This window comes from Rothia sp. 11273D007AR (assembly GCF_053547255.1).
Window position 1 is genome coordinate 40662 of the sequence record NZ_JBPPWJ010000015.1, and the last position, 26823, is coordinate 67484.

The following is a 26823-nucleotide window of genomic DNA, read 5'->3' on the forward strand; positions in this document are numbered from 1 at the left end:
TCAGCATTCAGATTGCTTATTTCCCCCGCCGAATCACCTTGTACTGGGCTGCCTGGGCAACCGGTCGCATGGTGATGTGGTCCAGGTTGATGTGCTGGGGGATGTTCACGGCAAAGGTGACGGTCTGAGCAACGTCCTCAGCCCGCAGGGGCTTGTCCACGCCAGCGTAGACCTTAGCGGCAGCCTCGTCCGAGCCCAGGCGATTGCGGGAGAACTCTTCAGTGTGCACCATGCCGGGGCGCACCTCAATCACGCGCACGTTGTGCTCGGCCTCTTCTAGGCGCAGGGTCTCGGTCAGGGCTCGTTCACCGAACTTGGCGGCGTTGTAACCGGCTCCCCCTTCGTAGCCTGCTTCAGCCGCGGTTGAGGTCAGATTCAAAACGGTACCCTGGCCGTTCTCTCGCAGGGCGGGCAGGAAGGCCTTGACCATATTGAGGGTGCCAATCACGTTGAGCTCGAACATTGCCGACCAGCCAGCAGGGTCGGCGTTCGCCACAGAATCAGCCCCAATAGCACCGCCGGAGATATTCACCAGGGCATCGAGACGACCGCCGGTTTCCCCCAAAATTTCCTCGGCACGGGCGGTGACCGCGTCGGCATCCGTAATATCGAGGACGACCGGGCGCACCCCGGTTGCCTGGGCCAGGCTTTCAAGGCGCTCGGCGCGGCGGGCCACGGCGTAGACCGTCCAGCCGGTAGCGGCCATTAGCTCAGCGGTAGCACGGCCGATACCTGAGGAGGCACCGGTTACCACAGCGACCTTACCGGCCTGGGCGTCGGGGGCAAAGGGATTAGCGGGAAGTGATGTAGTAGTCATAGCACTAGCCTAACCTGCAACATATTTTTATTCGTGAGAGAATAGGCCACATGGCTGAAATCAACCAGGGCACAGACACGCCCGCAGAAAACACCGTAGAAATTACCGTCCCCGCGAAGCCCGGCCTTGAAGGCCTCGAAAAGAAGTTCACCGAGAACTGGGCCGCCAACAAGACCTACGCATTCGACCCCAACACCACCCGCGAGCAGGTCTACTCCATCGATACCCCGCCGCCCACTGCGTCCGGCTCCCTGCACGTCGGTCACATGTTCTCCTACACCCAGACCGACGTCATCGCCCGCTACCAGCGCATGAAGGGCAAGAACGTCTTCTACCCCCTGGGTTGGGACGACAACGGCCTGCCCACCGAACGCCGCGTGCAGAACTACTACGGCGTACTCTGCGACCCGGCTATCCCCTACGACCCCGATTTCAAGGCTCCCGAAAAGCCCGCCAAGAATCAGCGCGACTGGCCCCGTATCTCCCGTCAGAACTTCATCGAGCTGTGCGAGATCCTGGCGGTAGAAGACGAAAAGGTCTTCGAAGAGCTCTTCACCACCCTGGGTCTGTCCGTCGACTGGTCACACACCTACCGCACCATCGACGCCCACTCCCGCAAGGTCTCCCAGCTGGCCTTCCTCAACGACCTGGCCAGTGGCGATGCCTACATGGCAGAGGCCCCCACCATGTGGGATGTCACCTTCCGTACCGCGGTTGCCCAGGCAGAATTGGAAGATAAGGAACGCCCCGGCGCCTACCACCGCATCTCCTTCCACCGCGAGAACGGTGAGAAGGTCTGGATTGAGACCACCCGCCCTGAGCTGCTGCCCTCTTGTGTTGCCCTGGTCGCCCACCCCGACGATGAGCGATACAAGCCCCTCTTCGGCACCAAGGTCACCTCTCCCCTCTTTGGTGTAGAGGTCGAAATCAAGGCCCACCCCCTGGCCCAGCCCGATAAGGGTGCCGGCATCGCCATGATCTGTACCTTCGGCGACACCACCGACGTCACCTGGTGGCGCGAGCTCCAGCTGCCCACCCGTGCCCTCATCGGCCGCGACGGCCGCTTCGCCACCGACACCCCCGAGTGGATTACCTCCGCCGAGGGCCGCGAGCGCTACGAGCGCATGGCAGGGGCAACCGTTTTCACCGCCCAGAAGACCATCGTTGAAATGCTGGTCGAAGCCGGTGAAATGGACGGCGACCCCAAGCCCATCACCCACCCGGTCAAGTTCTACGAAAAGGGCGACAAGCCCCTTGAAATCGTGGCCTCCCGCCAGTGGTACATCCGCAACGGTGGCCGTGACGCCGACCGCCGCGACGCCCTGGTTGAGCGTGGCCGCGAAATCACCTGGCACCCCGCCTTCATGCGCTCCCGCTACGAAAACTGGGTTGAAGGCCTCAACGGTGACTGGCTCATCTCCCGCCAGCGCTTCTTCGGCGTGCCCTTCCCCATCTGGTACAAGCTCGACGCCGACGGCGAACCTAACTACGACGAGCCCATCATTCCCAGTGAGGATATGCTCCCTGTCGATCCCGCTTCGGACGCCGCCCCCGGCTACACCGAAGACCAGCGCGGCGTGCCCGGCGGCTTCATCGCCGACCCCGACGTCCTCGACACCTGGGCCACCTCGTCTCTCACCCCGCAGATTGCCACCGGCTGGGCCGTGGACGAAAACCTGCACAAGGTCACCTTCCCCATGGACCTGCGCCCCCAGGGCCACGACATCATCCGCACCTGGCTCTTCTCCACCGTGGTACGCTCCAACTCCCTGGAGAACTCCGTGCCCTGGACCGACACCGCCCTTTCAGGCTGGATCCTGGACCCGGACCGCAAGAAGATGTCCAAGTCCAAGGGCAACGTGGTGGTCCCCAACGAGGTGCTCGAAAAGTACGGTTCGGACGCCGTGCGCTACTGGGCAGCCAGCGCCAAGCTGGGTGCCGATACCGCCTACGACGAAGCCCAGATGAAGATTGGTCGCCGTCTGGCCATCAAGCTGCTGAACGCCTCCAAGTTCGTTCTCGGCCTGGGCGCCACCGCCAACTCGGTCATCACCGACCAGGCCGCGGCAGGCGTCCTCACCAACGAGCTCGACCGTTCCCTGCTAGCCCGCCTAGCCGCCCTGGTTGAAGAAGCCACCGCCGCCTTTGAGAACTACGAGTACGCTCGTGCCCTGCAGATCTCAGAGACCTTCTTCTGGCACTTCACCGACGACTTCGTCGAACTCATCAAGGACCGCGCCTACGGCAACGTCGGTGAAGCCGAACAGGCCTCCGTCTTGGCAGCCTTGGCCACCACCCTCGACGCCATGCTGCGCCTCTTTGCCCCCTTCCTGCCCTTCGTTACCGACGAAATCTGGTCGTGGTGGCGAGCAGGCTCCGTGCACCGCGCACCCTGGCCCACCACCGACGGCTTTGCCGCCGCGGTTGCGGATGCCGACCCCGCAGTCCTGCCCACCGTAGCAGCTGCCCTGGGCGGCCTGCGCAAGGCCAAGTCAGAGGCCCAGGTCAAGCAGCGCACCGAGGTCGAAACCGCAACCATCACCGGTTCGGCCGAAGACATCACCCGCATCCGCGGTGGTCTCGGCGATCTCAAGGCAGCAGGTAACGCCCGTGACCTCACCCTCACCGAAGCAGAGGGCGAGCTGGCCGTCACTGACGTTGTGCTGATTACCGAAGAAGAAAGCTAATGTTACTGGGCCTGCATACCCCCGAAGGCGGCTAACCTTCTTGAGCTCGCGCTGGGACGCTCGCGCAATTCATGCCAGCCCCAGCCAGCCGCCTTCGGGGGTATGCCGGCCCGGTACAGCTGCATCAGAAGATTAGGCCCGGTTCCAGACAATCTGGAACCGGGCCTTATCGTGTATTCAGCAGCTGGGCGTTCAGTGCCAGCTCGTTACTATTGTTCGATGTTAAAAATCGGGCCAACGTTGCGGGGGCGCTTAATCTCAAAGAAACCGGGGTAAGAGGCCAGAGCCACAGCGCCGTCGAAGACCTTAGCTGCTTCTTCACCGGTGGGGGCAGGTGACATCACGGGGCCAAAGAAGGTCACACCGTTGATGCTCATCAGGGGCACGCCGATGTCATCGCCACCGGCAGAGTCTAGACCTGCACGGGTTGAAGCCCGCATCTGCTCGTCGTACTCCTCGGTAAAGGCAACCTGGGCTAGCTCGGCAGGAAGACCCACCTCAGCCAGGGCAGCTTCGATAGCCTTCTCGAAGTAGGTGCCCTCTTTGTTCTTCTGGTGGTGAATCTGCTCGCCCAGGGCGGTGTAGAGCTCATCGAGTTTCTCCTGGCCGTACTGCTCTGCCACGGCGGTAGCCACACGGGCAGGGCCCCAGGTGTTGTCAATGTGCTTGCGGTAGCCCGGGTCAAGGTCGCGGCCCTCGTTCAGGACGGCGAGTGAGAAGGGGTGCCAGGTGACGGCAACATCGCGCTGGGTCTCAACCTCTTTAATCCAGCGGGAGGTCATCCAGCACCAGGGGCAGGTAGGGTCAAACCAAAAATCAACGGTATTTTCAGCCACGGGTTGTCCTTTCAATCAGGGGTGGGATACAAGAGCCCGCTGCCAGCGCGCAGAGACACCGACAGCGGGAAAGACTATTAGGCAGATTTTTTCTCGGGGGCTTCGAGCACCAGAATCGGGTCCTTCTCCCCCGCCACAACAGCCTCGTCAATAATGACCGAGGTGACGTCTGAGCGACTGGGTACATCGAACATGACCGGCTGCAGAATCGACTCCATGATGGAGCGCAAACCGCGGGCGCCTGTATCTCGCTCAACAGCCTGGCGGGCAATAGCTGCCACGGCGGCGTCCTCAAAAATCAGCTCGACCCCGTCGAGGGCAAACATGCGCTTGTATTGCTTGACCAGGGCGTTCTTAGGCTCGGTCAGAATCCGCTTGAGGTCAGATTCGGTGAGCTTACCCAGGGTTGCCAGCACGGGCAGGCGGCCAATAAATTCAGGAATCAGACCGAACTTAAGTAGGTCCTCAGGCATGAGCTTGGTGAGAATATCGCTCTCTTTAGCGGCCTGGTCAATAGATGCGCCAAAGCCGATGCCCTTGCGGCCCACCCGCCCGCCCACAATCTCTTCGATACCGGCAAAAGCACCGGCGACGATGAAGAGGATATTGGCGGTATTAATCTTGAGGAAGTCCTGCTGGGGGTGCTTCCGCCCGCCCTGCGGGGGCACAGCTGCCTCGGTGCCCTCAAGAATCTTGAGCAGGGCCTGCTGCACGCCCTCGCCCGATACGTCCCGGGTGATGGAGGGGTTGTCGGCCTTACGGGAAATCTTATCGATTTCGTCGATATAGATAATGCCACGTTGGGCCTTTTCAATATCACCGTCAGCAGCCTGGATGAGCTTGAGCAGAATATTTTCAACGTCCTCGCCCACGTAGCCGGCCTCGGTTAGGCTGGTGGCGTCGGCAACGGCAAAAGGTACGTTGAGTTTCTTGGCCAGGGTCTGGGCCAGGTAGGTCTTACCCGAGCCGGTGGGGCCAACCAAGAGAATATTAGACTTGGCAATCTCTACGTCTTCGCCCTCGGTAGCTAAAAGCTCCTTGGCCTCAAAGGCAGGGCTCTGCTGGGCCCGAATACGCTTGTAGTGGTTGTAAACGGCAACAGACAGGGCACGTTTGGCGGCCTCCTGGCCAATCACGTACTCCTGCATGTGGTCAAAGATTTCACGCGGGGTGGGGAGCACTTCAACGGCACCCAAATCTTTCACATCGGCGAGCTCTTCTTCGAGAATCTCGTTGCACAGTTCAATGCATTCATCGCAGATGTAAATGTTGGGGCCGGCGATCAGTTTACGAACCTGTCGCTGGTTCTTCCCACAAAATGAGCATTTGGGAAGAGTGGTGCTATCGCCTAGGCGAGCCATAGACCCTACCTTTCCTTGGGTTCCTCTACCTAATCTACCGTGAAAACCTGCCTAGCCCAACATGTGACGGTTCAAGCAAGGTTACGTCTTTATGACTTAACAGTTGAACCGGGCGGGCTATTCCTTCTCTACCGCTTGGCAGACAGAAGGACGCCGCCCCTGCCCTTCCCTGCCTTTGGGCAGGTGGGGCGGAAGGCGGCGTCCGCACCGAGTCTGAACGTGAGCAGTGCTTAGTCGTGCTTCTCGGCGGTGTTGAAGGAGGGCTTGACGGCCTTACGGGATTCAAGCACCTGGTCAACGATGCCGTATTCGAGGGCACCCTTAGCGGTAAGGATGTTATCACGCTCGATGGACTTATCGACCTCTTCAAAGGTCTTGCCGGAGTGCAGGGCCAGGGTCTGGGCGGTCCACTCGCGCATACGCATAACCTCGTTGGCGTGGATCTCGATATCAGAAGCCTGGCCACCCTGCTGACCCGAGAGGGCGGGCTGGTGGATCAGCACGCGGGCGTTGGGCAGGGCAAGGCGCTTACCGGGGGTACCGGCTGCCAGAAGGACGGCGGCAGCTGAGGCAGCCTGGCCCAGGCAGACGGTCTGGATTTCGGGGCGGATGTACTGCATGGTGTCGTAGATAGCAGTCATCGCGGTGAAGGAGCCACCGGGTGAATTGATGTAGAGGGTGATGTCGCGGTCGGGGTCCTGGGACTCAAGCACCAGCAGCTGGGCCATGATGTCGTCGGCTGAGGCGTCGTCGACCTGCACGCCCAGGAAGATGATGCGGTCTTCAAAGAGCTTGGCGTAGGGATCCTGGCGCTTGTAGCCGTAGGGGGTGCGCTCTTCGAAGTTGGGGAGCACGTAGCGGTCGGTGGGCATACCGGCAGGTGCGGTTGATGAAGGAAGGTGAATCATTCGTTTCTCCTGTAAAAAGTTCTGTGCCGGTTTACTTGTCGGTGGCGCTGGTGGCCGGGCCGATCTTGTCGAGAATCTTGTCGAAGAAGCCGTAGGCCAGGCCTTCTTCGGCGGTGAACCAGTTGTCGCGGTCGTTGTCGCGCAGGATGGTTTCAACGGTCTGGCCGGTGCGCTCTGCGGTGATTTCGCTCAGGCGCTTCTTCATGTCGAGAATCAGCTGGGCCTGGGTGCGGATGTCGGAGGCGGTGCCGCCGATGCCACCGGAGGGCTGGTGCATGAGGATGCGGGCGTTGGGGGTGGCGTAGCGCTTGCCGGGGGCACCTGCGGTGAGTAGGAACTGGCCCATGGAGGCTGCCATACCGGTGACAACGGTGACAACGTCGTTGGGGATCAGCTGCATGGTGTCGTAGATGGCCATGCCCGCGGTGACGGAGCCGCCGGGTGAGTTGATGTAGAGGTAGATATCTGCCTCGGGGTCTTCAGCTGAGAGCAGCAGGAGCTGGGAGCAGATACGGTTGGCGTTGGAGTCGCGCACCTCGGAGCCCAGCCAGATGATGCGTTCCTTGAGCAGGCGGTTGTAGACGTAGTCGTCCTGGCCGCCCATGGGGGTTTCCATGGCGGGGGCCTGGTGTGCTTCAGGGGTGAAGGACATGTGTTCCGCTCCTTGTGTCGGTTGCAGCACCCGCGCGGACGCCGGTGCCAAAGATTTGCTTGACACTTAGGTTATCGCTTTTGGGGCTCCAAAAATTGCCTTTTGCCCTTCAGTTCGCTGTTGGCATGTGCCCGCTACGCTGTGAGCAAGAGCGAGCGGGCACGGGGCCTAGTGGTAGCAGGCGATGGGGCCGTTGGGGCCCTGGATTACCTGGATGGGGGTGTTGAAGATATCGGTGAGCAGATCATCTTGCATGATCTCTGCAACGGTTCCAAAGCGGGCTAGTTTGCCGTCCTTGATAGCGCAGATGTAGTCGGCGTAGCGGGCGGCGAAATTGATGTCGTGCAGCACCACGATGATGGTGCGGCCCAGGGTGCGGGCGGCGTTGTGCAGGTGCTGCATCATCTGCACGGAGTGCGAGATATCGAGGTTATTGAGGGGCTCATCAAGAAGCACATAGTCGGTTTCCTGGCAGAGCACCATAGCTACGTAGGCCCGCTGCCGCTGGCCGCCTGAGAGTTCATCGAGGTAGCGGTTTTCGAGGGTGGTGAGGTTAAGGAAGTCGATGTAGCGGGAAATAATCTCTTCGTCTTCAGCGGTGAGTCGGCCCCCGGTGTAGGGGAAGCGCCCGAAGCCCACCAGCTGGCGCACGGTGAGTTTGGTGACGAAGTGGTTTTCCTGCCGCAGAATCGAGACGACTTTGGCCAGGTCTTTGGACTTGGTGGTGGCCACATTCAGGCCACCAATTTCGATGGTGCCTGCGTCAATATCGAGTAGACGGCCCACCATCGTGAGCAGGGTGGACTTGCCGGCACCGTTAGGGCCGACCAGGGCGGTGATTCCGCCTGCAGGCAGCTGAACATCGACCGGGCCGATGTTGGTTTCACCGGAGTAGCTTTTAGCAACCTGGTGGAGGGTGATCATAGTTTGCCCTTTCGAAGAATCACGATCAGGAAGGTGAGGCCACCGATGAGCTCGATAATAATGCCTACCACGCCCTGGGCTGAGAAGATGTGGTTCATGATGAAGTAGGAGACCGCCAGAATGGTAAAGGAGAGCACTGTTGCCATGGGGAAGAGGTAGCGGTGGTCGTAGGTGTCGGCGAACTGGTAGGTGAGGGTTGCTACCAAGAAGCCGAGGAAGGTCAGCGGGCCGACCAGGGCGGTGGAGACCGCCATCATGATGGCGACGATCACCAGCACGATAATGGATTCGCGGCGGTGGTTGATTCCCAGGTTGGTAGCCGCGGGTGCGCCCAGGGAGAGGGCGTTGAGGGTGCGGGATTTTGCGTAGAGCACCGCAACGCTCAGGACGACCAGGGGCAGGGCTACCGGGTAGTAGTCGGGGTCAGCGTTGTTGACCGAGGCGAAGAGGCGGGCGGTCAGGATATCGAACTCACTGGGGGTCAGCATGCGCTGCATAAAGGTTGAGACAGACCCCAGTCCCCCACCCAGTACCACACCGACCAGGAGCATGACGTGCATGTTGGCCCGTTTACCGGTCAGCAGCCAGGAGTAGAGCAAGAGACTCAGGGCCACCATCATGACCAGCTGGAAAATAAAGGTGTCGAGGGTGCGGGCAGCAATCAGCCCGGCTGCCCCGGCGAAATAGATGGTTGCCGTGTGAATCGCGGCGTAGAGGGCCTGAAAGCCCAGAATACCGGGGGTAATGATGCGGTTGTTGGTCACCGTCTGAAAAGCCACCGTTGCCACAGCCTGGCAGACAGCCGCTACAGCCATCGCAATCAGGGCGTTTGAGCGGCGTTCAGCAATGAGCCACCACTTGTGAGTGCCGGTCTCAAAGGGGTTGGCGTAGGCCAAGAGCCCAAAGGCTGCCAGCGCAGCGGCAGCGGTGAGCACTGCCAGGAGCACCCAGTAGGTGCGGGCAGCAGCCGGGGTCTTGAAAGCCCCAGCGCTACGGGAGGTGCCTGCCCTGCGGGAGGCGGGGCGGACGTCCGCACCAGCGCTCATCGCGGGCAGAGCGGACGCACTCACCCGGCTTTCTTTACTTGCCTGCTGATACACGAGGGCGCCCCTTCACAATCAGACCAATAAAAACAAGAGCACCCACGATACCCAGAATCACAGACACCGGGATTTCGAAGGGGGCAATGATGGTGCGGCCAATCAGGTCGCAGACGGTCACAACACCGATACCGGTGAGGGCTACCCAGGGTAGGTTAGAGCGAAGATCATCGCCGCGGAACATACTGACGATGTTGGGAACGATCAGTCCTAGAAATGGTAAAGCTCCTACCACCACGGTCACCACACCTGTAGCAACCGCGATGAGGGCGGTGCCCACCAGCATGATCTGGGCGTAGTTCAGACCCACGTTGGTTGCAAATTCCTGCCCCAGACCGGCGACGGTTAGCCGATCGGCATACCAGAAGATAACAGCAACTACCAGGAGCACCAGCCAGAGCACCTCGTACTGCCCCTTAATGACGGACGTAAAACTGCCGGCGAACCACACACCCAGGTTCTGTAGCAGGTTGGTCTGAAGGGCAAAGAAGGTGGTAAAGGCAGAAACAACAGCACCCAGCATCATGCCCACAATCGGCACAATGAGGGAAGACCTGAGAGATACCCGGCGCAGAAAAAGGAAGAAGAGCATTGAGCCGATAAAAGCAAAAACGATAGCCGCCGTCATCTGCTGCAAGAGGTTTGCCGCGGGGAAGAAGTAGAGCATAAAGAGCAGGCCCAGACTTGCCCATTCGGTGGTACCGGTGGTGGTAGGTTCCACGAACTTGTTCTGGGTCAGCATCTGCATCACCAGCCCGCACATGGCCATGGCTGCCCCGGCCAGCACCAGGGCAATGGTTCGGGGTATGCGGGTGATGGCGAACATGGCAGCGCCGTCAGCCTTGTTGAAGATGTCGTACTCCCCCGTGAACAAGGAGAGCACGAGCAGGGCAACAATTCCCAGGCTGGCTAGCAGGAATTTGCCGCTGACCAGGGAATTCCTGGTGCGGCTAACTCGGGTGGTTTCGGTGGTCGTCATAAAAGCCCTCAAGGAGTCACCCCGCCACGAGGGCAGGATGACTCCTTTTTCATCGGTTATAGGGTCTCAGCCGGTGCCTTACTTGGCGGCTTCGAACTTATCGGCAAGATCGTTGAGGATCTCGGTGTAGGTGATGATGGATTCGTTGGTGTAGGTATCAGCCGGAGCGTAGGCAATCTGGTCCTTGGTGATTGCGGTGACGTTGGCCAGGGCTGAGCTACCGGCGATGACGTCTGCGGCAGCGGGTGAACCTTCATCGGTGCTGGTGCCAGCATCGCGGTCAAGAACCAGCAGCCAGTCGGGGTTGGCTTCTGCGATAGCCTCAACCGAGATATCGTCACCCTGGTGGTTGTCAGAGGAGCCTTCAACTTCGAGGGCGGGCTTGAGGCCCAGCATGTCGAAGACGGGGCCGTAGGTGCGGCCGATGGAGGGGGCAATGTAGCCAATTTCGCCGCCGGAGACATTGACGGCCATGACGGTGGATTCGCCATCGTAGGCGGCCTTAGCGCGGGCTAGAGCGGCGTCGAAGTCTGCGATGAGCTTGTCGGCTTCAGCCTGCTTGCCGAAGACCTCGCCCAGTACGGTGACCTGGCGCTTGAGCTCTTCGTCAAGGGGCTGACCGTCGCGGGGTTCAAGTTCGAGAATGGCGGCCTGGGGGTTTAGTTCCTTGATGGCGTCGTAGTGCTGGGAGAAGCGCTGACCGTTGACGATCAGGTCGGGCTCTTCAGCAGCGAGCAGTTCAAGGTTAGGCTCGCGGTGGGTTCCGATATCGGTGATAGAGGAGTCGTTCTTGTAGGTCTCGACGGTTGCAGGAATCAGGGTGATGGGGGCTGCCACCAGGTCGACGCCCCAGGACTCGAGAACCTCAAAGGTGCGGTTATCGGTTGCGGCGACCTTCTGAGGGGGAACGGTCACGGTAACCTCACCGTAGTTATCGGTGACGGTAACGGTGCCAGCTGACTGGCTGGCAGAAGCTGAGGTGGACGCGCTGGATTCAGAGGATGCGTCGGTGGTGCCCGCGCCACAGGCGGTGAGCGCCAGTGCTACAACGGAGGTGGCTGCGAGCAGGGAGATACGGTTTGCCTTCACGGGTTTTCCTATATCTGTTCGTGGTGTGTACTTGGTTAGCCTCAACATCTTGTAAGGCTTGACTTACCTAAGATTAGTTAGCCCCACCTTACTTATCAACCCAGAAACCCCTATTACGAAATATTTTTTTAACTTATTTACCGAATTTGACTTCTAATCACCCAGGTCACCTTCTTTCAAACAGCGGACGTCGGCACCCGCGTCCGCCTCTTCCCACGGGTTTTCCCCGCAGGCAGCACAAAGCCCCCGCAAGAACCCAATCAGGGTCTTGCGGGGGCTTGAGCTAGAAAAGTTTTAGAGCCTCACAAGGCAAAAACTTATTCGGCGTCTGCGGTCTCACCCAGGAAGGATGAGAGGTCAACAGCCTTACCGTCGGCGTCCTTAACCTCAGCCTGAGCCAGAACAGCTGCCAGAGCCTTTGAACGGCGAACCTCGCCAACAATCATGCCGGACTGGCCTGAGCCGTCGAGCATCTGAGCGAACTGGTTGGGGTCCATGCCGTACTGCTGGCTCATAGTGATGATGTAATCAATGAGCTCAGCCTGCTCGACAGAAACTTCTTCCTTCTCAGCAATAGCGTCGAGGATGATTTCGTTCTTGAAAGCACGCTCGGTGTTCTCGCGAACCTCTGCGCGGTGCTCTTCGGTGTCGTGGTCATCGTCCTGGCCGGGAGCGTTGAAGTGCTGAGCCAGCTGGTCTTCGATAACCTTCTCGGGAACGGGGATTTCAACCAGTTCAACCAGAGCATCAAGAACCTTGTCGCGTGCTTCTGCACCCTGCTCGGCAACCTTGGAATCAGCAGCCTGCTTCTTCAGGTCTTCCTTCAGTTCAGCAATGGTGTCGAACTCTGAAGCCAGCTGAGCGAAGTCGTCGTCAGCCTCAGGCAGCTCGCGCTCCTTCACAGCGGTGACCTCAACCTTAACGGTTGCTTCTTCACCTGCGTGCTCACCACCGGCAAGCTTGGTGACGAAGGTGGCGTCCTCGCCAGCGGAGAGACCGAGAACAGCCTCGTCCAGACCGTCCAGCATAGTGCCGGAGCCAACCTGGTAGGACAGGTCGTTAGCGGCGTCCACCTCTTCACCGTCAATTTCAGCGGCGATGTTGATGGTCAGGAAGTCTTCGTCAGCTGCGGGGCGGTCAACAGCCTTCAGGGTGCCGAAGCGGCCGCGCAGGGCATCGAGTGCCTTCTGCTCGTCTTCTTCGGTGACCTCTACGCTTGCAACCTCAACCTTGATACCTGAGTAGTCAGGCAGTTCGATTTCGGGGCGGACGGTGACCTCAATGGTCAGCTTCACGTCAGCTTCACGGTTGCCCTCTTCAGGCTTAGAAACGATGTCAAGCTCGGGCTGCGCCAGGGGGGTCAGCTCGTTCTCAGCGAGAGCCTGTGAGTAGTAGCTGTTCAGAGCATCGTTCAGAGCGTTCTCGACAACAAAGTCAAAGCCTGCACGCTGATCGATGAGAGCCTTGGGGGTCTTACCCTTACGGAAACCGGGAACCGAAATCTGGTTAGCCAGTGACTTGTAGGTACGGTCAAGGTAGGTCTTGAACTCAGCGAAGGGAACCTCGACCTCAATCTTTGCGAGGGTCGGGTTGATCTTCTCGACGGCAGTCTTCACGTCCGTTGATCTCCTGATAACTTGATTGGAACCGCCACCCGGAAAAGAGTGGGGCTAGATATAACGTTCTATAGAAAAACCCGCCGTTTCCGGCGGGTCGTTCTATTTCACGTCGGGGTGACAGGATTCGAACCTGCGATCTCCTGCTCCCAAAGCAGGCGCGTTAGCCAAGCTACGCCACACCCCGATTTGCACGGAAGGCACCACCCAGTTTAGCGGTTCTAGCTCCTAAAACCTAACTCACTCCTCGATTACGCCCAGGGCGTGTTGGGAAACGCCGTACTCCACACTGATTTGACAAGGCCCCGTTCGACCAGGTTTACTGGAACACGTCCACAACACTGGGCACCCATTCGGGGATGTAGCTTAATGGTAAAGCCTCAGTCTTCCAAACTGATTACGCGGGTTCGATTCCCGTCATCCCCTCTCACGCGGCTGTAGCTCAATGGTAGAGCGCACGCTTCCCAAGCCTGATACGCGGGTTCGATTCCCGTCAGCCGCTCGCTATCGCTCGGGACTGGCGGAAGTCATTTTCAGCGCAAACTCGCTTCACGGTCACTCTTCGGAGTGACCGTTTTTGTTCCCTAGAAAAAGCGTCGAGCAACGGGAGCTGGAACATCCAAAAGCTCCACTAGGTTGCGCACCTTCACGCTCCCCCGGGGCAACTTCTGACCGCGGCGATGCCGGTTAACCCAGGCAGCCTGCAGGCCCGCCCGAGCCGGGGCGGCGACGTCCGCGATATAGTTATCACCCACGTGCACCGCAAAAGTCGGGTCTACCTCCAGCTGGGCACATACAAACCGGAATAGGTAGGGGTCGGGCTTACTCATGCCCACCCGCTCCGACGAAAACAGGGGCATATCGTGCAGACCAATAGCGTCAAGCTTCTTCTGCTCAGTCAGTTGAGAACCGTTAGAGATCACCGCCACCTGCAGATGCCCAAACCTGCGGCCGAGCTCCTCAAAAAACCGATCAACCTCAGCAAAAGGAGCCCAAGCCTTTCGGGTTTCCTCCTGTAGGGTCGCCAAAAACTTCTGAGCCCGGTCAGCGCTCTGCTGCTCCCCCGTCATCAGGTGCAAGAGACTCGACGTGCGAAACAGGCGATTTTCATCAAAAACCTGCTCTCCTGCCAAATGGCGCTGAAAATCCTCGCGCTGAATATCAGCCCAGGCCTGGAAGTAGCTTTGAGTGTCATCAATCTCCCCCTCAAAGCCAAACTCCCGAACAGCCCGGTTAAAACCCACCGCGGTTGCCGTATCGCTATCGAGCAGGGTGCCATCTAGGTCGAAGAGCACCAGGTTGGCCTGCCCTAGCAAGTATCCGGTATCGCGCATAGTAGCCCTTCGATGTCATGATGGCGTTTAACTCTTCACCAGCATATACGTTGGCCCCTATCATTAGAGGGACACCCCACCGTCAAAGGAGACAGTATGTGCCCCCGCCCCCTTCAAGCGGCTCTTCCCCTCGCCGCAGTGCTTGCCCTGGCTGCCTGTAGCTCTTCCCCAACCGAACAGACTCAGGCCGGCGCTACGTCGTCCGCCTCCGTCACAAGCCACAGTGCTAGCGCCAGCGCTACCCCCTCCCCCACAGTATCCAGCCCCGTGGCTTCTGCCAGCGCTGAGGCTTCAGAGACAGCAGCCGCAGCACCTTCAATCTCACCCGAAACAGTTACCCAAACCACCGCCGCCCCGGTATCTTCAGCCGCTGAGACACCTTCTGCCCAGCCGGCAGCTCCTGCCCCCACCGAAACCCCGGTACAGGCCATCAACCCACCGGTTAACAGCGGAGCGACCACTCTCGTCACCGACCTCGCCCCCTACCAGACCAGCATCGACGGGGTAACCCCCGCCGGCGACGGAAAGGTCTACTTCCAAACAGCGGACGGCGCGGGCTGCGTCATGAGCACAGAGCAGGTGAGCTGCTACCGGGCAGGCTCCCAGGGGCGCATCGGCTACGGTGTGATGTGGCTTGACCCCGGCACGGTACCCCACCAGGACTTCCTCCAGGGCAGCACCCCCGGGTTCGCCCCCTTCTCCTTCGGCACCCAGCTACCTGCCAACCACACGATTACGGTCGGTGAGTTTAGCTGTACTGCAACGCCGGACGGCGCCGCCCGCTGCGATAACGGGGTGCACTGGTTTGCGCTAAGCAACTCCATCAAGGACTTCAGCGGGTAAATAACTCACAGGTCGGCTGCTACCCTAACCTTTGAAACGGCTGTTCTTCCCCTAGGATTGGAATAGACACTCACATTTTTGACCACAAGGTTGATTTCTTCATGGCTTTAGCACCCCTATCTGCTCGATTCATTCCGGTGAGCGCCCTGCTCGCTACCGGCGTCCTAGCACTTGTAGGCTGCGGGAGTAGCCAGACCACCGCTGCCCCCGCTGAAACTGACGTTAGCGCCGCAAGCAGTGCGACCACTGCCCCGTCCGAAAGTAGCACCCCCAGCCCCACCGCTGAGCCAACAACAGAAACTCCCAGCGCAGAACCTTCTGCGGTTGAGACCGCTGCGCAGTCCCCTAGCGCCACGGCCCTGACTCCCCCGGTCAACGACGGCTTTACCATCGACCCAGTTTCTCTGGTGACCACCGATCTTGTCACGGGAACCCCGGTGGCTGACGTTGCAGCTTATAGTTTTGCAGCTGCCGACCAGCCCTCTGTTGTCTTCCAGACCCCGGACCCCCAGATAGCCTGCCTGATGCAGACCTACGGTGTATTTTGCATGACAGATGACTCAAAGAACTGGGTCTTGCAATCGGTATCAATGGGGCCCGGTGATACCCAGCCCCGCACGGTGCAGGCCCGCGGGCGGGCTGCCACACACGACTGGTTCAAGACCAACACGGTACTGCCCGAGGGGCAGTCCATCAGCTGGATGGGCATGACCTGCACAACCACAGGCCCGGTGAGCGTACAGTGCACCGACGGTACCACCGGTTTTAACCTCTCTGACCTGACAGACCGCTAAAACATAGAAACAAGTAGGGCCCCGGTGATACAACCGGGGCCCTACTTTTCTCGTCTGAGCCTACGGCTAGGCTGGTTACCTAGTGCTGGCAGCCCGGGCACCAGTAGAGCTTACGACCGGCAACTTCTTCCATCGCAATAGTTGCCCCGCAGCGGGGGCATGCCTGGCCCTGGCGGTGGTACACGTAGTTAGCGTAATCCGGCCAGGCCTCGGTTTCCGGGATGCCGGACCTGTCGGCGGGCTCAGTGGTGATGATGCGACCTACGCGCACGCCGATTTCCAGTAGGTGCTTGTTATCGTTCCAGAGGGCTTCAAGCTGCTGTCGGCTGCATTCTTTAGCCGGAGTAAAGGGGTCGATACCGGTGCGGTAGAGGGATTCTGCGCGGAAGATATTTCCTACCCCCGAGATAGCCTTCTGGTCCATAAGAACCACACCGATAGGCCGACTGGTCTTGGCTGCCGCAGCGTAGAAGGCGGCCGGGTCGGCGTCCTGGTTCAGGGGGTCGGGGCCCAGTTTTGCGCGCACTTCCCCCACTTCCTTGGAGGTGAGGGTTCGGCAGATGGTGGGGCCCACCAGGTCTGCCCAGCCGTGCTCTGAAACCAGGCGGACGCGGGTGGTTGGCCGGGGTGCAGGAGGTTCAGCTGAGAGTTCGGTACGGTGGTCCTCTTGCTCACCAATTTTACGGGGAGCACCAATCGAGGAGGCCCCTGTAAAGTGCTCGTCTCCGCCGAAGGTGAAGGCACCGTAGATTCCCAGGTGGACGTTGAGGTAGAGATCGTTGGAGAAACGGGCGAAGAGGTGCTTACCGTGGGCGAAAGCCGAGTCGAAGGTATGACCGTCAAGCAGGGCTGCGCCGTCCGCAAATCTTCCCTGGGGGCTGGTGACCGCCAGCTGGGCACCGGCAAATACGTCGGTGAGCTGGCGGGCCAGGCGGTGGATTGAGTGCCCTTCTGGCATTAGTTCTCGTAGCTGTCGATCTGTTTGCCAGCGATAGCGCCGGTCTGCTCATATTCGGCCATCTGACCGATACGGCGGGCGTGGCGCTCTTCGTTGGTCCATTCGGTGGTGAGGAAGACCTTGATGATCTCGAGGGCTTCTTCCTTGGTGTGCTGGCGCCCACCCACTGCAACGACCTGGGCGTTGTTGTGTTCGCGGGCCAGGGCTGCGGTGTCGTGGTTCCAGGCTAGAGCAGCGCGGATGCCTTCAACCTTGTTAGCGGCCATCTGCTCACCGTTGCCGGAGCCACCCAGCACAATGCCCAGGGAGTCAAGTCCCGCTGCGCGGTCTGTGCGGACAGCGAGCGCAGCGTTGATGCAGAAGCTGGGGTAGTCGTCGAGGGCGTCGTATTCAGCGGGGCCGTGGTCGACCATCTCGTAGCCGGCCTCGGTGAGTGCTTCGATGAGGTAGTGGCTAAGTTCTAGGCCTGCGTGGTCGGTTGCGATGTGTACACGCACGGTGTCTCCTTTGGTCGTGGTGGGTGGGGGGCCGGTTGACCGCACTGAAATTTAGTTATGTGAATCACTGGCAAGCACATAGAATTGGGAAGGTATGTGCTGTGTATTGCCCTATATACGATTGTAGGTCACGTGCAGCTCCCCTGTGGTTTGTTTTCTGTGGTTTACAGATGGGCAGGCCTCTAACTTTAGATTTGATTGACAAGGATTCCTCATGCCTGGAATGAATTTGACCCGTGCCGAAGCTGAGAAGAGAGCGTCAGTTATTCAGCGTGTACATTCGTACACGGTTGAGCTTGATCTAACGCGCGGTGAGCGGGTCTTTGGTTCTCGTACCGTGGTGCGCTTTGATGCGGTTGCCGGGAGTGAAACCTTTATCGACGCTATTACCGATACGGTGCACAGTATTGAGCTCAATGGTGAGTCGGTGCCGGTGACCGCTGCTGACGGTGTGCGTATTGCCCTGCCGGCGTTGGCTGAGAGCAATGATCTGGTGATTGATGCCGATATGCTCTACACCAATACTGGCGAGGGTTTGCACCGCTTTGTGGACCCGGTGGACGGCGAGGTTTACCTCTATTCGCAGTTTGAGGTTCCTGATTCCCGCCGTGTTTACCCGGTTTTTGAGCAGCCTGATTTGAAGGCTGAGTTTGAGTTTATTGTGACTGCCCCTGCCCACTGGGTCGTGGTGTCTAATCAGCCTGAGACGTCTGTTGAAGAAGTGGCGGACGGCAAGAAGTGGGCTTTTGCGCCTACCCCGCGTATCTCGTCCTACATCACCGCGATTATTGCCGGCCCCTACGCTAGCGTGCATTCCTCACTCACCAACAGTGAGGGTCGTGAGGTGAAGCTGGGCTGCTACGCCCGTCAGTCCCTGATGGAGTACCTGGATGCCGATGAGGTCTTCCACATCACCCGCCAGGGTTTTGAGTTCTTTGAAGAGCAGTTCTCAACCCCCTATCCCTTTGAGAAGTACGACCAGCTCTTTGTGCCCGAGTTTAACGCCGGTGCTATGGAGAATGCCGGTGCTGTGACCTTCTTGGAGAACTACATCTTCCGTTCTAAGGTGACCGAGGCGATGATTGAGCGCCGAGCTATCACCATTTTGCACGAGTTGGCTCACATGTGGTTCGGCGACCTGGTGACAATGAAGTGGTGGAACGACCTGTGGCTCAACGAGTCTTTCGCTGAGTTCATGTCGACTCTGGCAGCTGCTGAGAACACCCGCTTTGCACCGGAAGCTTGGGCTACCTTCGCAGCTTCAGAGAAGACCTGGGCCTACAACCAGGATCAGCTCTCATCTACCCACCCCATTGTTGCCCCGATCCGTGACCTACAGGATGTTCAGGTCAACTTCGACGGCATCACCTACGCTAAGGGCGCCTCTGTACTGCGTCAGCTGGTGGCATGGGTAGGGCAGGATAACTTTATGGCCGCCCTCAAGGTCTACTTCGAGAAGCATGCCTACGGCAACACCGTGCTCGATGACCTGCTCGATGAGCTAGAGGCGACGAGCGGACGCGACGTGCGCGCCTGGTCTAAGCTCTGGCTGGAGACCGCCGGGGTCAACACCCTGACCACCGAGGTCGAAGAGGCAGAGGACGGCACCATTACCCGCCTGGCCCTGCGCCAGACCTACGCTGAGGGCTTTGAGACCCTGCGCCCCCACCGTCTGGTCATTGGTTTCTACAATCTCGACGGTGAGGTGCTCACCCGCACCGACCGCCTAGAAATCGATGTGGATGGCGAGGTTACCGAGGTTCCCCTGGCCGTTGGCGCCAAGCGCCCCGATTTGATTCTGGTGAACGACGAAGATTTGGCCTACGCCAAGATTCGCCTGGATGAGCGGTCTCGTGCTACCGCCGTTGCCCACCTGGGTGCCATTGACTCATCTGTTGCCCGTGGCGTGGTCTGGGGTTCGCTCTGGGATACCGTGCGTGATGCCGAAATGCCCGCCCGCCAGTTTGTTGAACTGGTTCTGGGTAATATCGGGGCAGAGACTAACTCCACCGCCGTCCGCACCCAGCTTCTCAACCTTGAGAACACCCTACGAGCCTACCTGAACCCCGCCCACGCTGAGGCTGTTCGTGCTGAGGCCGCTGACCGTATCTGGCAGCTGGCTCAGGCAGCTGAAGCCGGTTCTGATAACCAGTTCCAGCTTGTAGGCACCTTCGCCCGCCTGGCCCACACCTCAGACCAGCTCGATGCTGTAGCTGCCCTGCTCGATGGTGCTACCGTTCTAGAAGGTCTGGAGATTGATACCGACCTGCGCTGGAACCTGCTGGGATCTCTGGCTGCGGGCGGACGCGTCACCGCAGCTGAGATCGATGCAGCCCTGGCTGAGGACAACACCTCCAACGGCCAGCAGGCTGCTGCCACCGCTAAGGCTGCTATCCCCACCGCTGAGGCCAAGGCAGAGACCTGGCGGGCTGTGGTGGAGACCGGCGAGCTCTCTAACATCGTGCAGCGCTCTGCTATTCTCGGCTTCTACCGCGGTGCCCCCGAGTTCTCAGAGCCCTATATCGACCGCTATTTCGAGGCTATTGAGGGGGTCTGGCGCGAGCGCTCCCACGAGATTTCAAGCCAGATTATCGGTGGGCTCTTCCCCCGCTTCTACACCCAGGAGGTCCTGGACAAGGCCGAGGCCTACCTGGCTGGCCTGCCCGAGGATGCCGCGGCTCTCAAGCGTCAGGTAGCAGAAGGACGCGACTCCCTGGCTCGCGCGCTGAAGGTTCAGGCCGCAGACCGCTAGGTTCTAGGCCATGAGGTAACTGCAGACGATAAGGGGCGGGAGTAGACTGGTGGGTATGAACTTACCCAACCCAGCCTTCCGCCCCTTATCTGCGCCCGGCGAGGCCAGCGTCCAGACCTCACCCGCGACCGAAGCGGTCGATGAGCGTTCTTTCTACTACCAGGTAGGCGGGCGACCGGTTTTTGAGAAGCTCTGCCGCGAGTTCTACTCCCGTGTAGCAGCTGACCCAGAATTTCGTGCCATGTACCCCGAGGAAGACCTGGGGCCGGCAGAGCGTCGGCTCTTTATGTTCTTGGAGCAGTACTGGGGCGGGCCCAAGACCTACCAGGCAGAGCGCGGCCACCCGCGTCTGCGCATGCGCCACACCCCCTTCTATATCGGCCCCAAAGAACGCGATACCTGGCTGAAGTACATGCGGGAGGCCATGGACACCCTAGAGCTAGCTCCCCTGCACGACGCCGAAATGTGGGCCTACTTTGACCGTGCAGCCCACGCCATGCAGAACCGGGCCCAGTAGCTAAGTTTTAGACTGAGGCAGCCGAGTAAACCAGTACATGCCCTGCCCGGGCCGAGATACGGGCCCAGCGTCCGCTGGTGAAAACCGGCATGGGTTCGGTAGCTCGCGGAGGCAAGAATCCCAGAACCTCCAGGGCGAAGGCAGCCCCGGTGGGCAGGTCAGCGGTAGTGTCTGGGGTTGCCAGCGGGGATGACCAGATACGGGAGCGGACGGTCGCCACCACCGCATGCCCCGGGTTAGCGGGAAGCGCCCCGTCTACAGCGGATATTCCCTCCTGGGCCGCAGCCCGGGCATGATCGGAGAGGTAAAACCCTTTCTTCTCCCAACCACTACGCGGAACGGTTCGCCCAACCCAAGGAGCAGTGACAGTCACCGGAGGCAGGGCCAGGGCAAGCCCTGCCTCTTCGATACGGGCTAGCCGGTCGAGAAGAGCTGCCGCCTCAACCGTAAGATCAACCTCGGCAGGCTGGGCCAGCTTGATAGCGCGCAGACCGATGATAGTTGGGGTTGAATCAAGTAAGGTCTCAGGCGCAAGCACGCACACCGAAATCCCCAACACATCGCCGTTAGCCTGCAAACGAACGGCAGCCTGCGGATCCACTGAACGGGCCCGAGTCAGATAGGTCGCCACATCACGGGCGGTCCTTGCATCGGGTAGGTAAATATAATCGGTGTAGTCAGAGAGCTTGGGCTCGGTCATCTCACAGGCTTCCGGAAATCAAAGGGACGGTCTATTCTCATACCACCCTATCGCAGATGATGAGCTGCATTCCCTGAGATGAGAAAAAGGGGCTACCTGTGAGAGAGTGGAACTATGAGTCACGAAACCCTAGAAAGCCTCTCCCCCACCCAAAAATTACTGGCCATGCTCAACCTAGCCCCAGGTGGCGCGTCCGCCCACGAGCATGTCTTTAGTGCCCTGACCCTCACCAAAGAATCCCCGCGTATCTTCGGCGGTCAAGTACTTGCCCAGGCGATCATGGCAGCTGCCCACACAGTAGAGGGCAAAACCCTACATTCCCTGCACGGCTACTTCCTGAGGCCCGGCGATGTAGAAGGCGATCTTTCCTACGGGGCAGAAGCGCTCAACGATGCTAGATCGTTTTCGACGCGCAGGGTGCAGGCCTACCAGGGTGGGCAACCTATCTTTTCGTGTATCACCTCGTTTCAGGTACCTGCCCAGGGCCCCGACCATAGTTCTGCCATGCCGGAGAATATTCCTGATCCGGAGAGCCTTCCCACAGCTGCTGACCTCCTGGGCCACCTACAGGTACCCATCGCGCAGAAGGTCGCCTACTCCCGCCCCTTCGATGTTCGACACGTTACCGCTCCACTCTATGTGACTCCCGGCGAAGAGAAGCAGCCGACCAATATGGTCTGGTTCAAAACCTTTGAAGCCCTGCCCGATGACCCTGTGCTGCACCAGGCAGCGCTAGCCTATGCCTCCGACTACACCCAGCTTGAGCCGGTACTACGGCAGCACGGTAAAACCTGGCTTGAACCCGGTATGAAGGTAGCCTCACTTGACCACGCGATGTGGTTCCACCGCCCCGCTCGTGCCGATGAGTGGTTGCTGCTGGTTCAGGAGTCTCCCAGCGCCCAGGACTCCCGCGGCCTCTCTGTGGGTAAGGTCTTCACCCGCGACGGTCTGCACGTAGCCACCGTAACCCAAGAAGCCATGATTAGGTTGCCCGAGTACCGCAATCAGTAAACAGGTAAAGAAAATCCCTCCCGCCGGTGAAGGTGGGAGGGATTATTAGCTAGCTCACCGAATTCGCTCCGCTCATAGGTTCACATTCGCTCGCCTCTTGCGTGCTCGCGCGCTCGCACCCGGCTAGCTCATCGCGTCAGCTTGCGGTGATGGAGCATGATTTTCCGAGCGCGCGAGGAACCAAAAATCATGCGGAATCGTTCACCGTACTCAAACTGACTTAGTTCGATTTATCGCGTCAGCTTACGGTGAACGACGCGGTGCGGCTTCGCAGCCTCGGGGCCAAGACGCTCAATCTTGTTCTTCTCGTAGGACTCGAAGTTACCCTCGAACCAGTACCAGTTGTCGGGCTGTTCGTCGGTGCCTTCCCATGCCAGGATGTGGGTGGCTACTCTGTCGAGGAACCAGCGGTCGTGGGAAACCACGACGGCACAGCCGGGGAATTCCAGCAGGGCATTTTCGAGGGAGGTAAGGGTTTCGACGTCCAGGTCGTTGGTCGGTTCGTCGAGCAGGAGCAGGTTGCCGCCCTGCTTGAGGGTCAGGGCCAGGTTGAGGCGGTTGCGCTCACCACCAGAGAGCACGCCTGCCTTCTTCTGCTGGTCGGGGCCCTTGAAGCCGAAGGCTGAGACGTAGGCGCGTGAGGGCATTTCTACCTGGCCTACCTGGATGTAATCCAGACCGTCTGAGACAACCTCCCACAGCGACTTTTCGGGGTCAATGTTGGCGCGGTTCTGGTCAACGTATGAAATTTTGACGGTCTCACCGATCTTCAGGTTGCCGCCGTCGAGGGGTTCAAGGCCAACGATGGTCTTGAAGAGGGTTGACTTACCCACACCGTTGGGGCCGATGACACCGACGATGCCGTTACGAGGCAGGGAGAAGGACAAGCCGTTGATGAGGGAGCGGCCGTCGAAGCCCTTCTGCAGGTTTTCTGCTTCGATAACGACATTACCCAAGCGGGGTCCCGGGGGAATCTGGATTTCTTCGAAGTCTAGCTTGCGAGTCTTCTCAGCCTCAGCAGCCATCTCTTCGTAGCGGGCCAGACGAGCCTTTGACTTAGCCTGACGGCCCTTGGTGTTGGAGCGAACCCACTCGAGTTCTTCTTCCAGACGCTTAGCGAGCTTGGCGTCCTTCTTACCCTGCACTTCGAGACGGGCGCGCTTCTTATCCAGGTAGGTGGAGTAGTTACCCTCGTAGGGGTAGAGGTTACCGCGGTCTACTTCTGCGATCCATTCTGCAACGTGGTCGAGGAAGTAGCGGTCGTGGGTAATGGCGATCACTGCGCCTTCGTAGGACTGCAGGTGCTGTTCCAGCCAGAGGACGGATTCGGCGTCCAGGTGGTTGGTAGGCTCGTCCAGCAGAAGCAGGTCGGGCTTCTGGAGCAGGAGCTTACAGAGCGCTACGCGGCGGCGTTCACCACCGGAGAGGTGGGTAACGGGTGAGTCGCCGGGAGGGCAGCGCAGGGCGTCCATGGCCTGTTCCAGCTGGGAGTCAATGTCCCAAGCGTTAGCGGCGTCGATAGCTTCCTGCAGCTTGCCCATTTCTTCCATGAGCGCGTCGAAGTCAGCATCGGGGTTGGCCATCTCTTCTGAGATTTCGTTGTAGCGAACAATCTTTTCGTAGATTTCGCCGACGCCTTCCTGGACGTTACCCAGGACGGTTTTTTCTTCGTTCAGCGGGGGCTCCTGCATGAGGATGCCCACGGTGTAGCCTTCTGAGAGTCGTGCTTCGCCGTTGGAGGGGGTATCGAGACCCGCCATGATTTTCAGAATGGTTGACTTACCGGCACCGTTGGGGCCGACCATACCGATTTTTGCACCGGGGAAGAACGACATGGATACGTCGTTAAGGATGACTTTGTCGCCTACAGTTTTGCGGGCTTTGGTCATGGTGTAGATAAATTCTGCCATGCATTTAAGCCTACCGGTTGATGTCAAGCTGTTGGGGGTTTAGGGCAGGGCATCTGCCAAGAATCTTGGTGTGAGTTTGCCCTGCCCCGCCCTCTAGCTGGTCAGAGCCTCAACAGCCTCATCGTCTGCTGCCTTATCGGTGAGCCCCTGGTCAGAAACTTGATGGCCATTTTCGGAAGAATGGCTGTACTGGGGTTCTTCTTCAACAGCAGATAGAGAGCTATAGCCGTGGTTGAGTTTTTGTTCCCCGGCTACTTGTTCGTTGAACTTACGGTCGGTCTCATCGACATCCGGTTTCCGATCGGTGACACGGGCAAAATTTGCAAGACCGTAGTTGAGGTCGTGGCCAATGCTGGTGGCGTCTACTTCGATGCTGGTGCCGGGTGAGCCGTCTGCCCGTTCAAACTGTTTGACGCGCAGGCGTCCGGTAACCAGCACCGGGTGCCCTACTTGCAAGCTCCGGGCGCTGTTATACGCCAGGGCTCTAAAGGAGTTGACGGTGTACCAGTTGGTTGTGCCTTCTTTCCAGGTGCCGCTGGTGGCATCGAACCAGCGGGGTGTGGAGGCAATACGGAAATTTGTTACCGGGATATTGCTGTTGGGTAGGAACTTTTGGGTGGGCGCCGTTGCGATAAAGCCTCGGATGGTGACGGTGTCGGTCATGACTCCTCCTTGAGTTGTTGGGTAAACCGGGTGCCTCAAGGGTTACATCAGCAGAGTCTTATGAGCCAGAAAAATGGTGGCTGTGGATAACGTATGCGCTGCTATTGCACGGTGGAGGTTAGAAAATTGGTGTAGCTGTGACGCGAGCAAGAGCTTTCATGACGGTTTTTGTTCACATCCCTGTTGTTTGCCGCTCATATCCTTCTAGGCTCATACCACCTGCCCCGCTAAGGCACCGGGGCGGGCGTCCGCAGCTACCAGCGAGAAGGAGACAGCACAGTGATCGATACATTTGTTCCCGATGAGCCTACCTGGGTGCGAGATGACCGTACCCGCACCTACTTTGAACAGGAATGGCAGAATGTGCCGCGTACAAACGAGGCCCTGTTTGAGCACATCTGCCTACTGGTGTTTCAAAGCGGCCTGTGGTGGTCGACGGTATTAGCAAAACGGGAGGAATTGAACCGGGCCTTACACGATTTTCAACCCGAGCGTTTAGTTGCCATGACTGAGGACGATATCGCTGGTTACCTTGAAGGCGATATCGGAATTAGGAACCAGTCTAAACTCAGGGCCTGCATCAATAATGCGAGAGTGTTGAAAGAGTCCCGGGTAAATCTAGCAGATTTCTTTGCTGAGGCATTTCCAGAGGAATTATTGTTCCCGTGTGCCGAAGCGCTCCCCCGCACCACCGCTGAAACCGATACCCTGGCCCGCGAGTTACGGGCACTCGGGTTTCAACGCTTAGGGCCGGTGGTTGTATGCGCGGTGGCTCAGGCCGCTGGCTATATCAGGTTAGAAACCCACACTCTTAGCCGGCGTGGTCAAAGTAGGCTTGCACTGCCTGGCTAGCTACCTCGTACCCTACCAGCTGGTCCTCGAACCCCTTGCTCAACAGGGCAATGGAGTAGGTAGAGCTTTCGGTTCTGACAACACCAACAGAGTTGATGTGCCATTCGCCAGTATCTTCCTGGGTCCAGCCATTTTTAACCGATACGTCGGTGACGAGTTCTCCCAGTACAGTCTGCCCGTATTGGGAGCCTACGCCCCAGGTTTGTGACCAGTCGAGCGGAACCATTTTTTCGAGAAGGAACTGGGCGTCGGCAGCGTTGACCCATTCAACGGTATCGACGATGGCACGCATGATGCGTACCTGGTCCTCGGCCCAGGTTTGGTTATCGCCCCAGGTTCCGGCAGATCGGGTCTCCGTTACCCCCAGCAATTCATAGGTCTTGTTGAGGGATTCAGCACTAGCCAAGGATTCTCCGTCATCAGATCCAAATCTACGATAAATCTCAATCGTTGCGTTGTTATCGGAGTAGGTTATAGACGCTTCAACGAGGGCTTTTTCATCGTCGGTTAGTTCGCGCTCTTCAAAGGCTGCAAGCCTGAGCAAAGTGAGAGAAATAGGGACTTTGACGATAGAAGCTTCGTAGGTCCACTGGTCACCCTTGTGCAAAAAGAGACTGTCGGTAGCGTGGTTATAGACCGCCAGGCTGAGAGTAATTCCGTGGTCTGCTTCAAGCTGGTCGAGTGCCTGGTTGATGTCTACGTCGTGGGCCTCGTTGGTGTGCTCATCACCGGTGGCGGTGGGCTGTATTTGTTCTTCAGCGGGGCCGCAAGCAACGAGTAGGGTGCTCAGGGCTAGAGTAAGCCCGGTTCCTGCCAGCACTGTTCGGCGGGGCAGGACAGGAGCGGACGCGGGTGCGCCGCTGAGCGTTTCAGGCAGGTTGGCTGTAGACATGCCCTCTAGTGTATTCCGAAAGTATTTGATTTTCCTGTGCGAAAGCCACATTTGGGGTTATAGGCAGAAAAGTGTGTCCCCAACACCCCCACAACCCAATCAACACAAGGCAACCAACCCCACAAGCTAGC

Annotated in this window: 24 protein-coding genes and 3 tRNA genes; 9 read left to right on the forward strand and 18 right to left on the reverse strand. The window is 59.0% G+C overall.

Going from position 1 to position 26823, the window contains the following annotated elements; genetic code table 11:
- Positions 1-16: 16 nt before the first annotated feature.
- Positions 17-817 (reverse strand): SDR family oxidoreductase, encoded by an 801-nt coding sequence (locus ACED88_RS09090; RefSeq protein WP_449109413.1) that lies wholly within the window; start codon positions 815-817, stop codon positions 17-19.
- A 50-nt stretch (positions 818-867) separates the two neighbouring features.
- Here ACED88_RS09090 and valS point away from each other — a divergent pair, with 50 nt between their 5' ends.
- Positions 868-3504, forward strand: coding sequence for a valine--tRNA ligase (gene valS / locus ACED88_RS09095; protein WP_449109414.1), 2637 nt, complete (start codon positions 868-870; stop codon positions 3502-3504).
- Positions 3505-3713: 209 nt separating this feature from the next.
- On the opposite strand, the gene ACED88_RS09100 is transcribed toward valS, so the two are convergent.
- The 10 genes from ACED88_RS09100 to ACED88_RS09145 form a co-directional block, all read right to left on the reverse strand.
- Entirely contained in the window at positions 3714-4340 is a 627-nt protein-coding gene (locus ACED88_RS09100) for a mycothiol-dependent nitroreductase Rv2466c family protein (RefSeq protein ID WP_449107043.1), read from the reverse strand.
- Positions 4341-4417: 77 nt separating this feature from the next.
- Entirely contained in the window at positions 4418-5701 is a 1284-nt protein-coding gene (clpX, locus tag ACED88_RS09105; protein ID WP_237242601.1) for an ATP-dependent Clp protease ATP-binding subunit ClpX, read from the reverse strand.
- Positions 5702-5931: 230 nt separating this feature from the next.
- Positions 5932-6609: an ATP-dependent Clp protease proteolytic subunit gene (locus ACED88_RS09110; RefSeq protein WP_185174588.1), complete on the reverse strand. Its 678-nt coding sequence runs from the start codon at positions 6607-6609 to the stop codon at positions 5932-5934.
- 31 nt (positions 6610-6640) lie between these two features.
- Positions 6641-7261, reverse strand: coding sequence for an ATP-dependent Clp protease proteolytic subunit (locus ACED88_RS09115; protein ID WP_272878352.1), 621 nt, complete (start codon positions 7259-7261; stop codon positions 6641-6643).
- A gap of 168 nt (positions 7262-7429) precedes the next feature.
- Complete coding sequence (locus ACED88_RS09120; RefSeq protein WP_237186140.1) at positions 7430-8185, reverse strand: iron ABC transporter ATP-binding protein; 756 nt, start codon at positions 8183-8185, stop codon at positions 7430-7432.
- On the reverse strand, positions 8182-9285 hold the full coding sequence (locus tag ACED88_RS09125; RefSeq protein WP_449109415.1) for an iron chelate uptake ABC transporter family permease subunit: 1104 nt from the start codon (positions 9283-9285) through the stop codon (positions 8182-8184). The genes ACED88_RS09120 and ACED88_RS09125 overlap by 4 nt, the downstream gene beginning before the upstream one ends.
- Positions 9266-10264, reverse strand: coding sequence for an ABC transporter permease (locus ACED88_RS09130; RefSeq protein WP_449109416.1), 999 nt, complete (start codon positions 10262-10264; stop codon positions 9266-9268). The genes ACED88_RS09125 and ACED88_RS09130 overlap by 20 nt, the downstream gene beginning before the upstream one ends.
- Before the next feature lie 78 nt (positions 10265-10342).
- Positions 10343-11353 (reverse strand): siderophore ABC transporter substrate-binding protein, encoded by a 1011-nt coding sequence (locus tag ACED88_RS09135; protein WP_237186137.1) that lies wholly within the window; start codon positions 11351-11353, stop codon positions 10343-10345.
- Positions 11354-11670: 317 nt separating this feature from the next.
- On the reverse strand, positions 11671-12969 hold the full coding sequence (gene tig / locus ACED88_RS09140; protein ID WP_237194028.1) for a trigger factor: 1299 nt from the start codon (positions 12967-12969) through the stop codon (positions 11671-11673).
- 112 nt (positions 12970-13081) lie between these two features.
- A tRNA-Pro gene (locus ACED88_RS09145) sits at positions 13082-13156 on the reverse strand.
- 168 nt (positions 13157-13324) lie between these two features.
- On the opposite strand from ACED88_RS09145, the gene ACED88_RS09150 reads away from it, so the two are divergent.
- Both ACED88_RS09150 and ACED88_RS09155 read left to right on the forward strand, forming a co-directional pair.
- Positions 13325-13395: transfer RNA gene (locus tag ACED88_RS09150), tRNA-Gly, on the forward strand.
- A 5-nt stretch (positions 13396-13400) separates the two neighbouring features.
- A tRNA-Gly gene (locus ACED88_RS09155) sits at positions 13401-13471 on the forward strand.
- Positions 13472-13553: 82 nt separating this feature from the next.
- Here ACED88_RS09155 and ACED88_RS09160 read toward each other — a convergent pair.
- The gene (locus ACED88_RS09160; protein WP_449109417.1) at positions 13554-14303 is read right to left on the reverse strand and encodes an HAD family hydrolase; all 750 of its coding nucleotides are present in this window, start codon (positions 14301-14303) and stop codon (positions 13554-13556) included.
- 96 nt (positions 14304-14399) lie between these two features.
- Between ACED88_RS09160 and ACED88_RS09165 the strand changes: the two genes are divergently transcribed.
- Entirely contained in the window at positions 14400-15146 is a 747-nt protein-coding gene (locus ACED88_RS09165; protein WP_449109418.1) for a hypothetical protein, read from the forward strand.
- 101 nt (positions 15147-15247) lie between these two features.
- Positions 15248-15940, forward strand: coding sequence for a hypothetical protein (locus ACED88_RS09170; RefSeq protein ID WP_449109419.1), 693 nt, complete (start codon positions 15248-15250; stop codon positions 15938-15940).
- Positions 15941-16019: 79 nt separating this feature from the next.
- On the opposite strand, the gene ACED88_RS09175 is transcribed toward ACED88_RS09170, so the two are convergent.
- Positions 16020-16898 (reverse strand): Fpg/Nei family DNA glycosylase, encoded by an 879-nt coding sequence (locus ACED88_RS09175; RefSeq protein WP_449109420.1) that lies wholly within the window; start codon positions 16896-16898, stop codon positions 16020-16022.
- Positions 16898-17395 (reverse strand): ribose-5-phosphate isomerase, encoded by a 498-nt coding sequence (locus ACED88_RS09180; RefSeq protein ID WP_449109421.1) that lies wholly within the window; start codon positions 17393-17395, stop codon positions 16898-16900. The genes ACED88_RS09175 and ACED88_RS09180 overlap by 1 nt, the downstream gene beginning before the upstream one ends.
- A gap of 214 nt (positions 17396-17609) precedes the next feature.
- Here ACED88_RS09180 and pepN point away from each other — a divergent pair, with 214 nt between their 5' ends.
- Positions 17610-20147: an aminopeptidase N gene (gene pepN / locus ACED88_RS09185; RefSeq protein ID WP_449109422.1), complete on the forward strand. Its 2538-nt coding sequence runs from the start codon at positions 17610-17612 to the stop codon at positions 20145-20147.
- A 55-nt stretch (positions 20148-20202) separates the two neighbouring features.
- Positions 20203-20664, forward strand: a complete 462-nt coding sequence (locus tag ACED88_RS09190; protein WP_449109423.1) for a globin — start codon at positions 20203-20205, stop codon at positions 20662-20664.
- A 7-nt stretch (positions 20665-20671) separates the two neighbouring features.
- On the opposite strand, the gene ACED88_RS09195 is transcribed toward ACED88_RS09190, so the two are convergent.
- On the reverse strand, positions 20672-21364 hold the full coding sequence (locus ACED88_RS09195; RefSeq protein ID WP_449109424.1) for a transcriptional regulator: 693 nt from the start codon (positions 21362-21364) through the stop codon (positions 20672-20674).
- Positions 21365-21478: 114 nt separating this feature from the next.
- Between ACED88_RS09195 and ACED88_RS09200 the strand changes: the two genes are divergently transcribed.
- Positions 21479-22375: an acyl-CoA thioesterase gene (locus tag ACED88_RS09200; RefSeq protein ID WP_449109425.1), complete on the forward strand. Its 897-nt coding sequence runs from the start codon at positions 21479-21481 to the stop codon at positions 22373-22375.
- A 230-nt stretch (positions 22376-22605) separates the two neighbouring features.
- On the opposite strand, the gene ettA is transcribed toward ACED88_RS09200, so the two are convergent.
- Both ettA and ACED88_RS09210 read right to left on the reverse strand, forming a co-directional pair.
- Entirely contained in the window at positions 22606-24285 is a 1680-nt protein-coding gene (gene ettA / locus ACED88_RS09205) for an energy-dependent translational throttle protein EttA (RefSeq protein WP_185174575.1), read from the reverse strand.
- Between the two features lie 93 nt (positions 24286-24378).
- Complete coding sequence (locus tag ACED88_RS09210) at positions 24379-24948, reverse strand: single-stranded DNA-binding protein (protein WP_449107031.1); 570 nt, start codon at positions 24946-24948, stop codon at positions 24379-24381.
- 279 nt (positions 24949-25227) lie between these two features.
- On the opposite strand from ACED88_RS09210, the gene ACED88_RS09215 reads away from it, so the two are divergent.
- Positions 25228-25800, forward strand: a complete 573-nt coding sequence (locus ACED88_RS09215) for a DNA-3-methyladenine glycosylase I (protein ID WP_449107030.1) — start codon at positions 25228-25230, stop codon at positions 25798-25800.
- Here ACED88_RS09215 and ACED88_RS09220 read toward each other — a convergent pair.
- Positions 25760-26692: a serine hydrolase gene (locus tag ACED88_RS09220; RefSeq protein WP_449107029.1), complete on the reverse strand. Its 933-nt coding sequence runs from the start codon at positions 26690-26692 to the stop codon at positions 25760-25762. The genes ACED88_RS09215 and ACED88_RS09220 overlap by 41 nt on opposite strands.
- Positions 26693-26823: the final 131 nt, after the last annotated feature.

What these genes read in the sequence shown, in the direction of transcription:
- pepN (WP_449109422.1), top strand. Translation starts at nt 17,610, where the DNA reads ATGCCTGGAATGAATTTGACCCGTGCCGAAGCTGAGAAGAGAGCGTCA.
- ACED88_RS09130 (WP_449109416.1), bottom strand. Translation starts at nt 10,264, where the DNA reads ATGACGACCACCGAAACCACCCGAGTTAGCCGCACCAGGAATTCCCTG.
- ACED88_RS09190 (WP_449109423.1), top strand. Translation starts at nt 20,203, where the DNA reads ATGAACTTACCCAACCCAGCCTTCCGCCCCTTATCTGCGCCCGGCGAG.
- ACED88_RS09115 (WP_272878352.1), bottom strand. Translation starts at nt 7,261, where the DNA reads ATGTCCTTCACCCCTGAAGCACACCAGGCCCCCGCCATGGAAACCCCC.
- ACED88_RS09090 (WP_449109413.1), bottom strand. Translation starts at nt 817, where the DNA reads ATGACTACTACATCACTTCCCGCTAATCCCTTTGCCCCCGACGCCCAG.
- ACED88_RS09110 (WP_185174588.1), bottom strand. Translation starts at nt 6,609, where the DNA reads ATGATTCACCTTCCTTCATCAACCGCACCTGCCGGTATGCCCACCGAC.
- ACED88_RS09175 (WP_449109420.1), bottom strand. Translation starts at nt 16,898, where the DNA reads ATGCCAGAAGGGCACTCAATCCACCGCCTGGCCCGCCAGCTCACCGAC.
- ACED88_RS09220 (WP_449107029.1), bottom strand. Translation starts at nt 26,692, where the DNA reads ATGTCTACAGCCAACCTGCCTGAAACGCTCAGCGGCGCACCCGCGTCC.
- ACED88_RS09160 (WP_449109417.1), bottom strand. Translation starts at nt 14,303, where the DNA reads ATGCGCGATACCGGATACTTGCTAGGGCAGGCCAACCTGGTGCTCTTC.
- ettA (WP_185174575.1), bottom strand. Translation starts at nt 24,285, where the DNA reads ATGGCAGAATTTATCTACACCATGACCAAAGCCCGCAAAACTGTAGGC.
- ACED88_RS09165 (WP_449109418.1), top strand. Translation starts at nt 14,400, where the DNA reads ATGTGCCCCCGCCCCCTTCAAGCGGCTCTTCCCCTCGCCGCAGTGCTT.
- valS (WP_449109414.1), top strand. Translation starts at nt 868, where the DNA reads ATGGCTGAAATCAACCAGGGCACAGACACGCCCGCAGAAAACACCGTA.
- ACED88_RS09195 (WP_449109424.1), bottom strand. Translation starts at nt 21,364, where the DNA reads ATGACCGAGCCCAAGCTCTCTGACTACACCGATTATATTTACCTACCC.
- ACED88_RS09170 (WP_449109419.1), top strand. Translation starts at nt 15,248, where the DNA reads ATGGCTTTAGCACCCCTATCTGCTCGATTCATTCCGGTGAGCGCCCTG.
- ACED88_RS09200 (WP_449109425.1), top strand. Translation starts at nt 21,479, where the DNA reads ATGAGTCACGAAACCCTAGAAAGCCTCTCCCCCACCCAAAAATTACTG.
- ACED88_RS09120 (WP_237186140.1), bottom strand. Translation starts at nt 8,185, where the DNA reads ATGATCACCCTCCACCAGGTTGCTAAAAGCTACTCCGGTGAAACCAAC.
- clpX (WP_237242601.1), bottom strand. Translation starts at nt 5,701, where the DNA reads ATGGCTCGCCTAGGCGATAGCACCACTCTTCCCAAATGCTCATTTTGT.
- ACED88_RS09210 (WP_449107031.1), bottom strand. Translation starts at nt 24,948, where the DNA reads ATGACCGACACCGTCACCATCCGAGGCTTTATCGCAACGGCGCCCACC.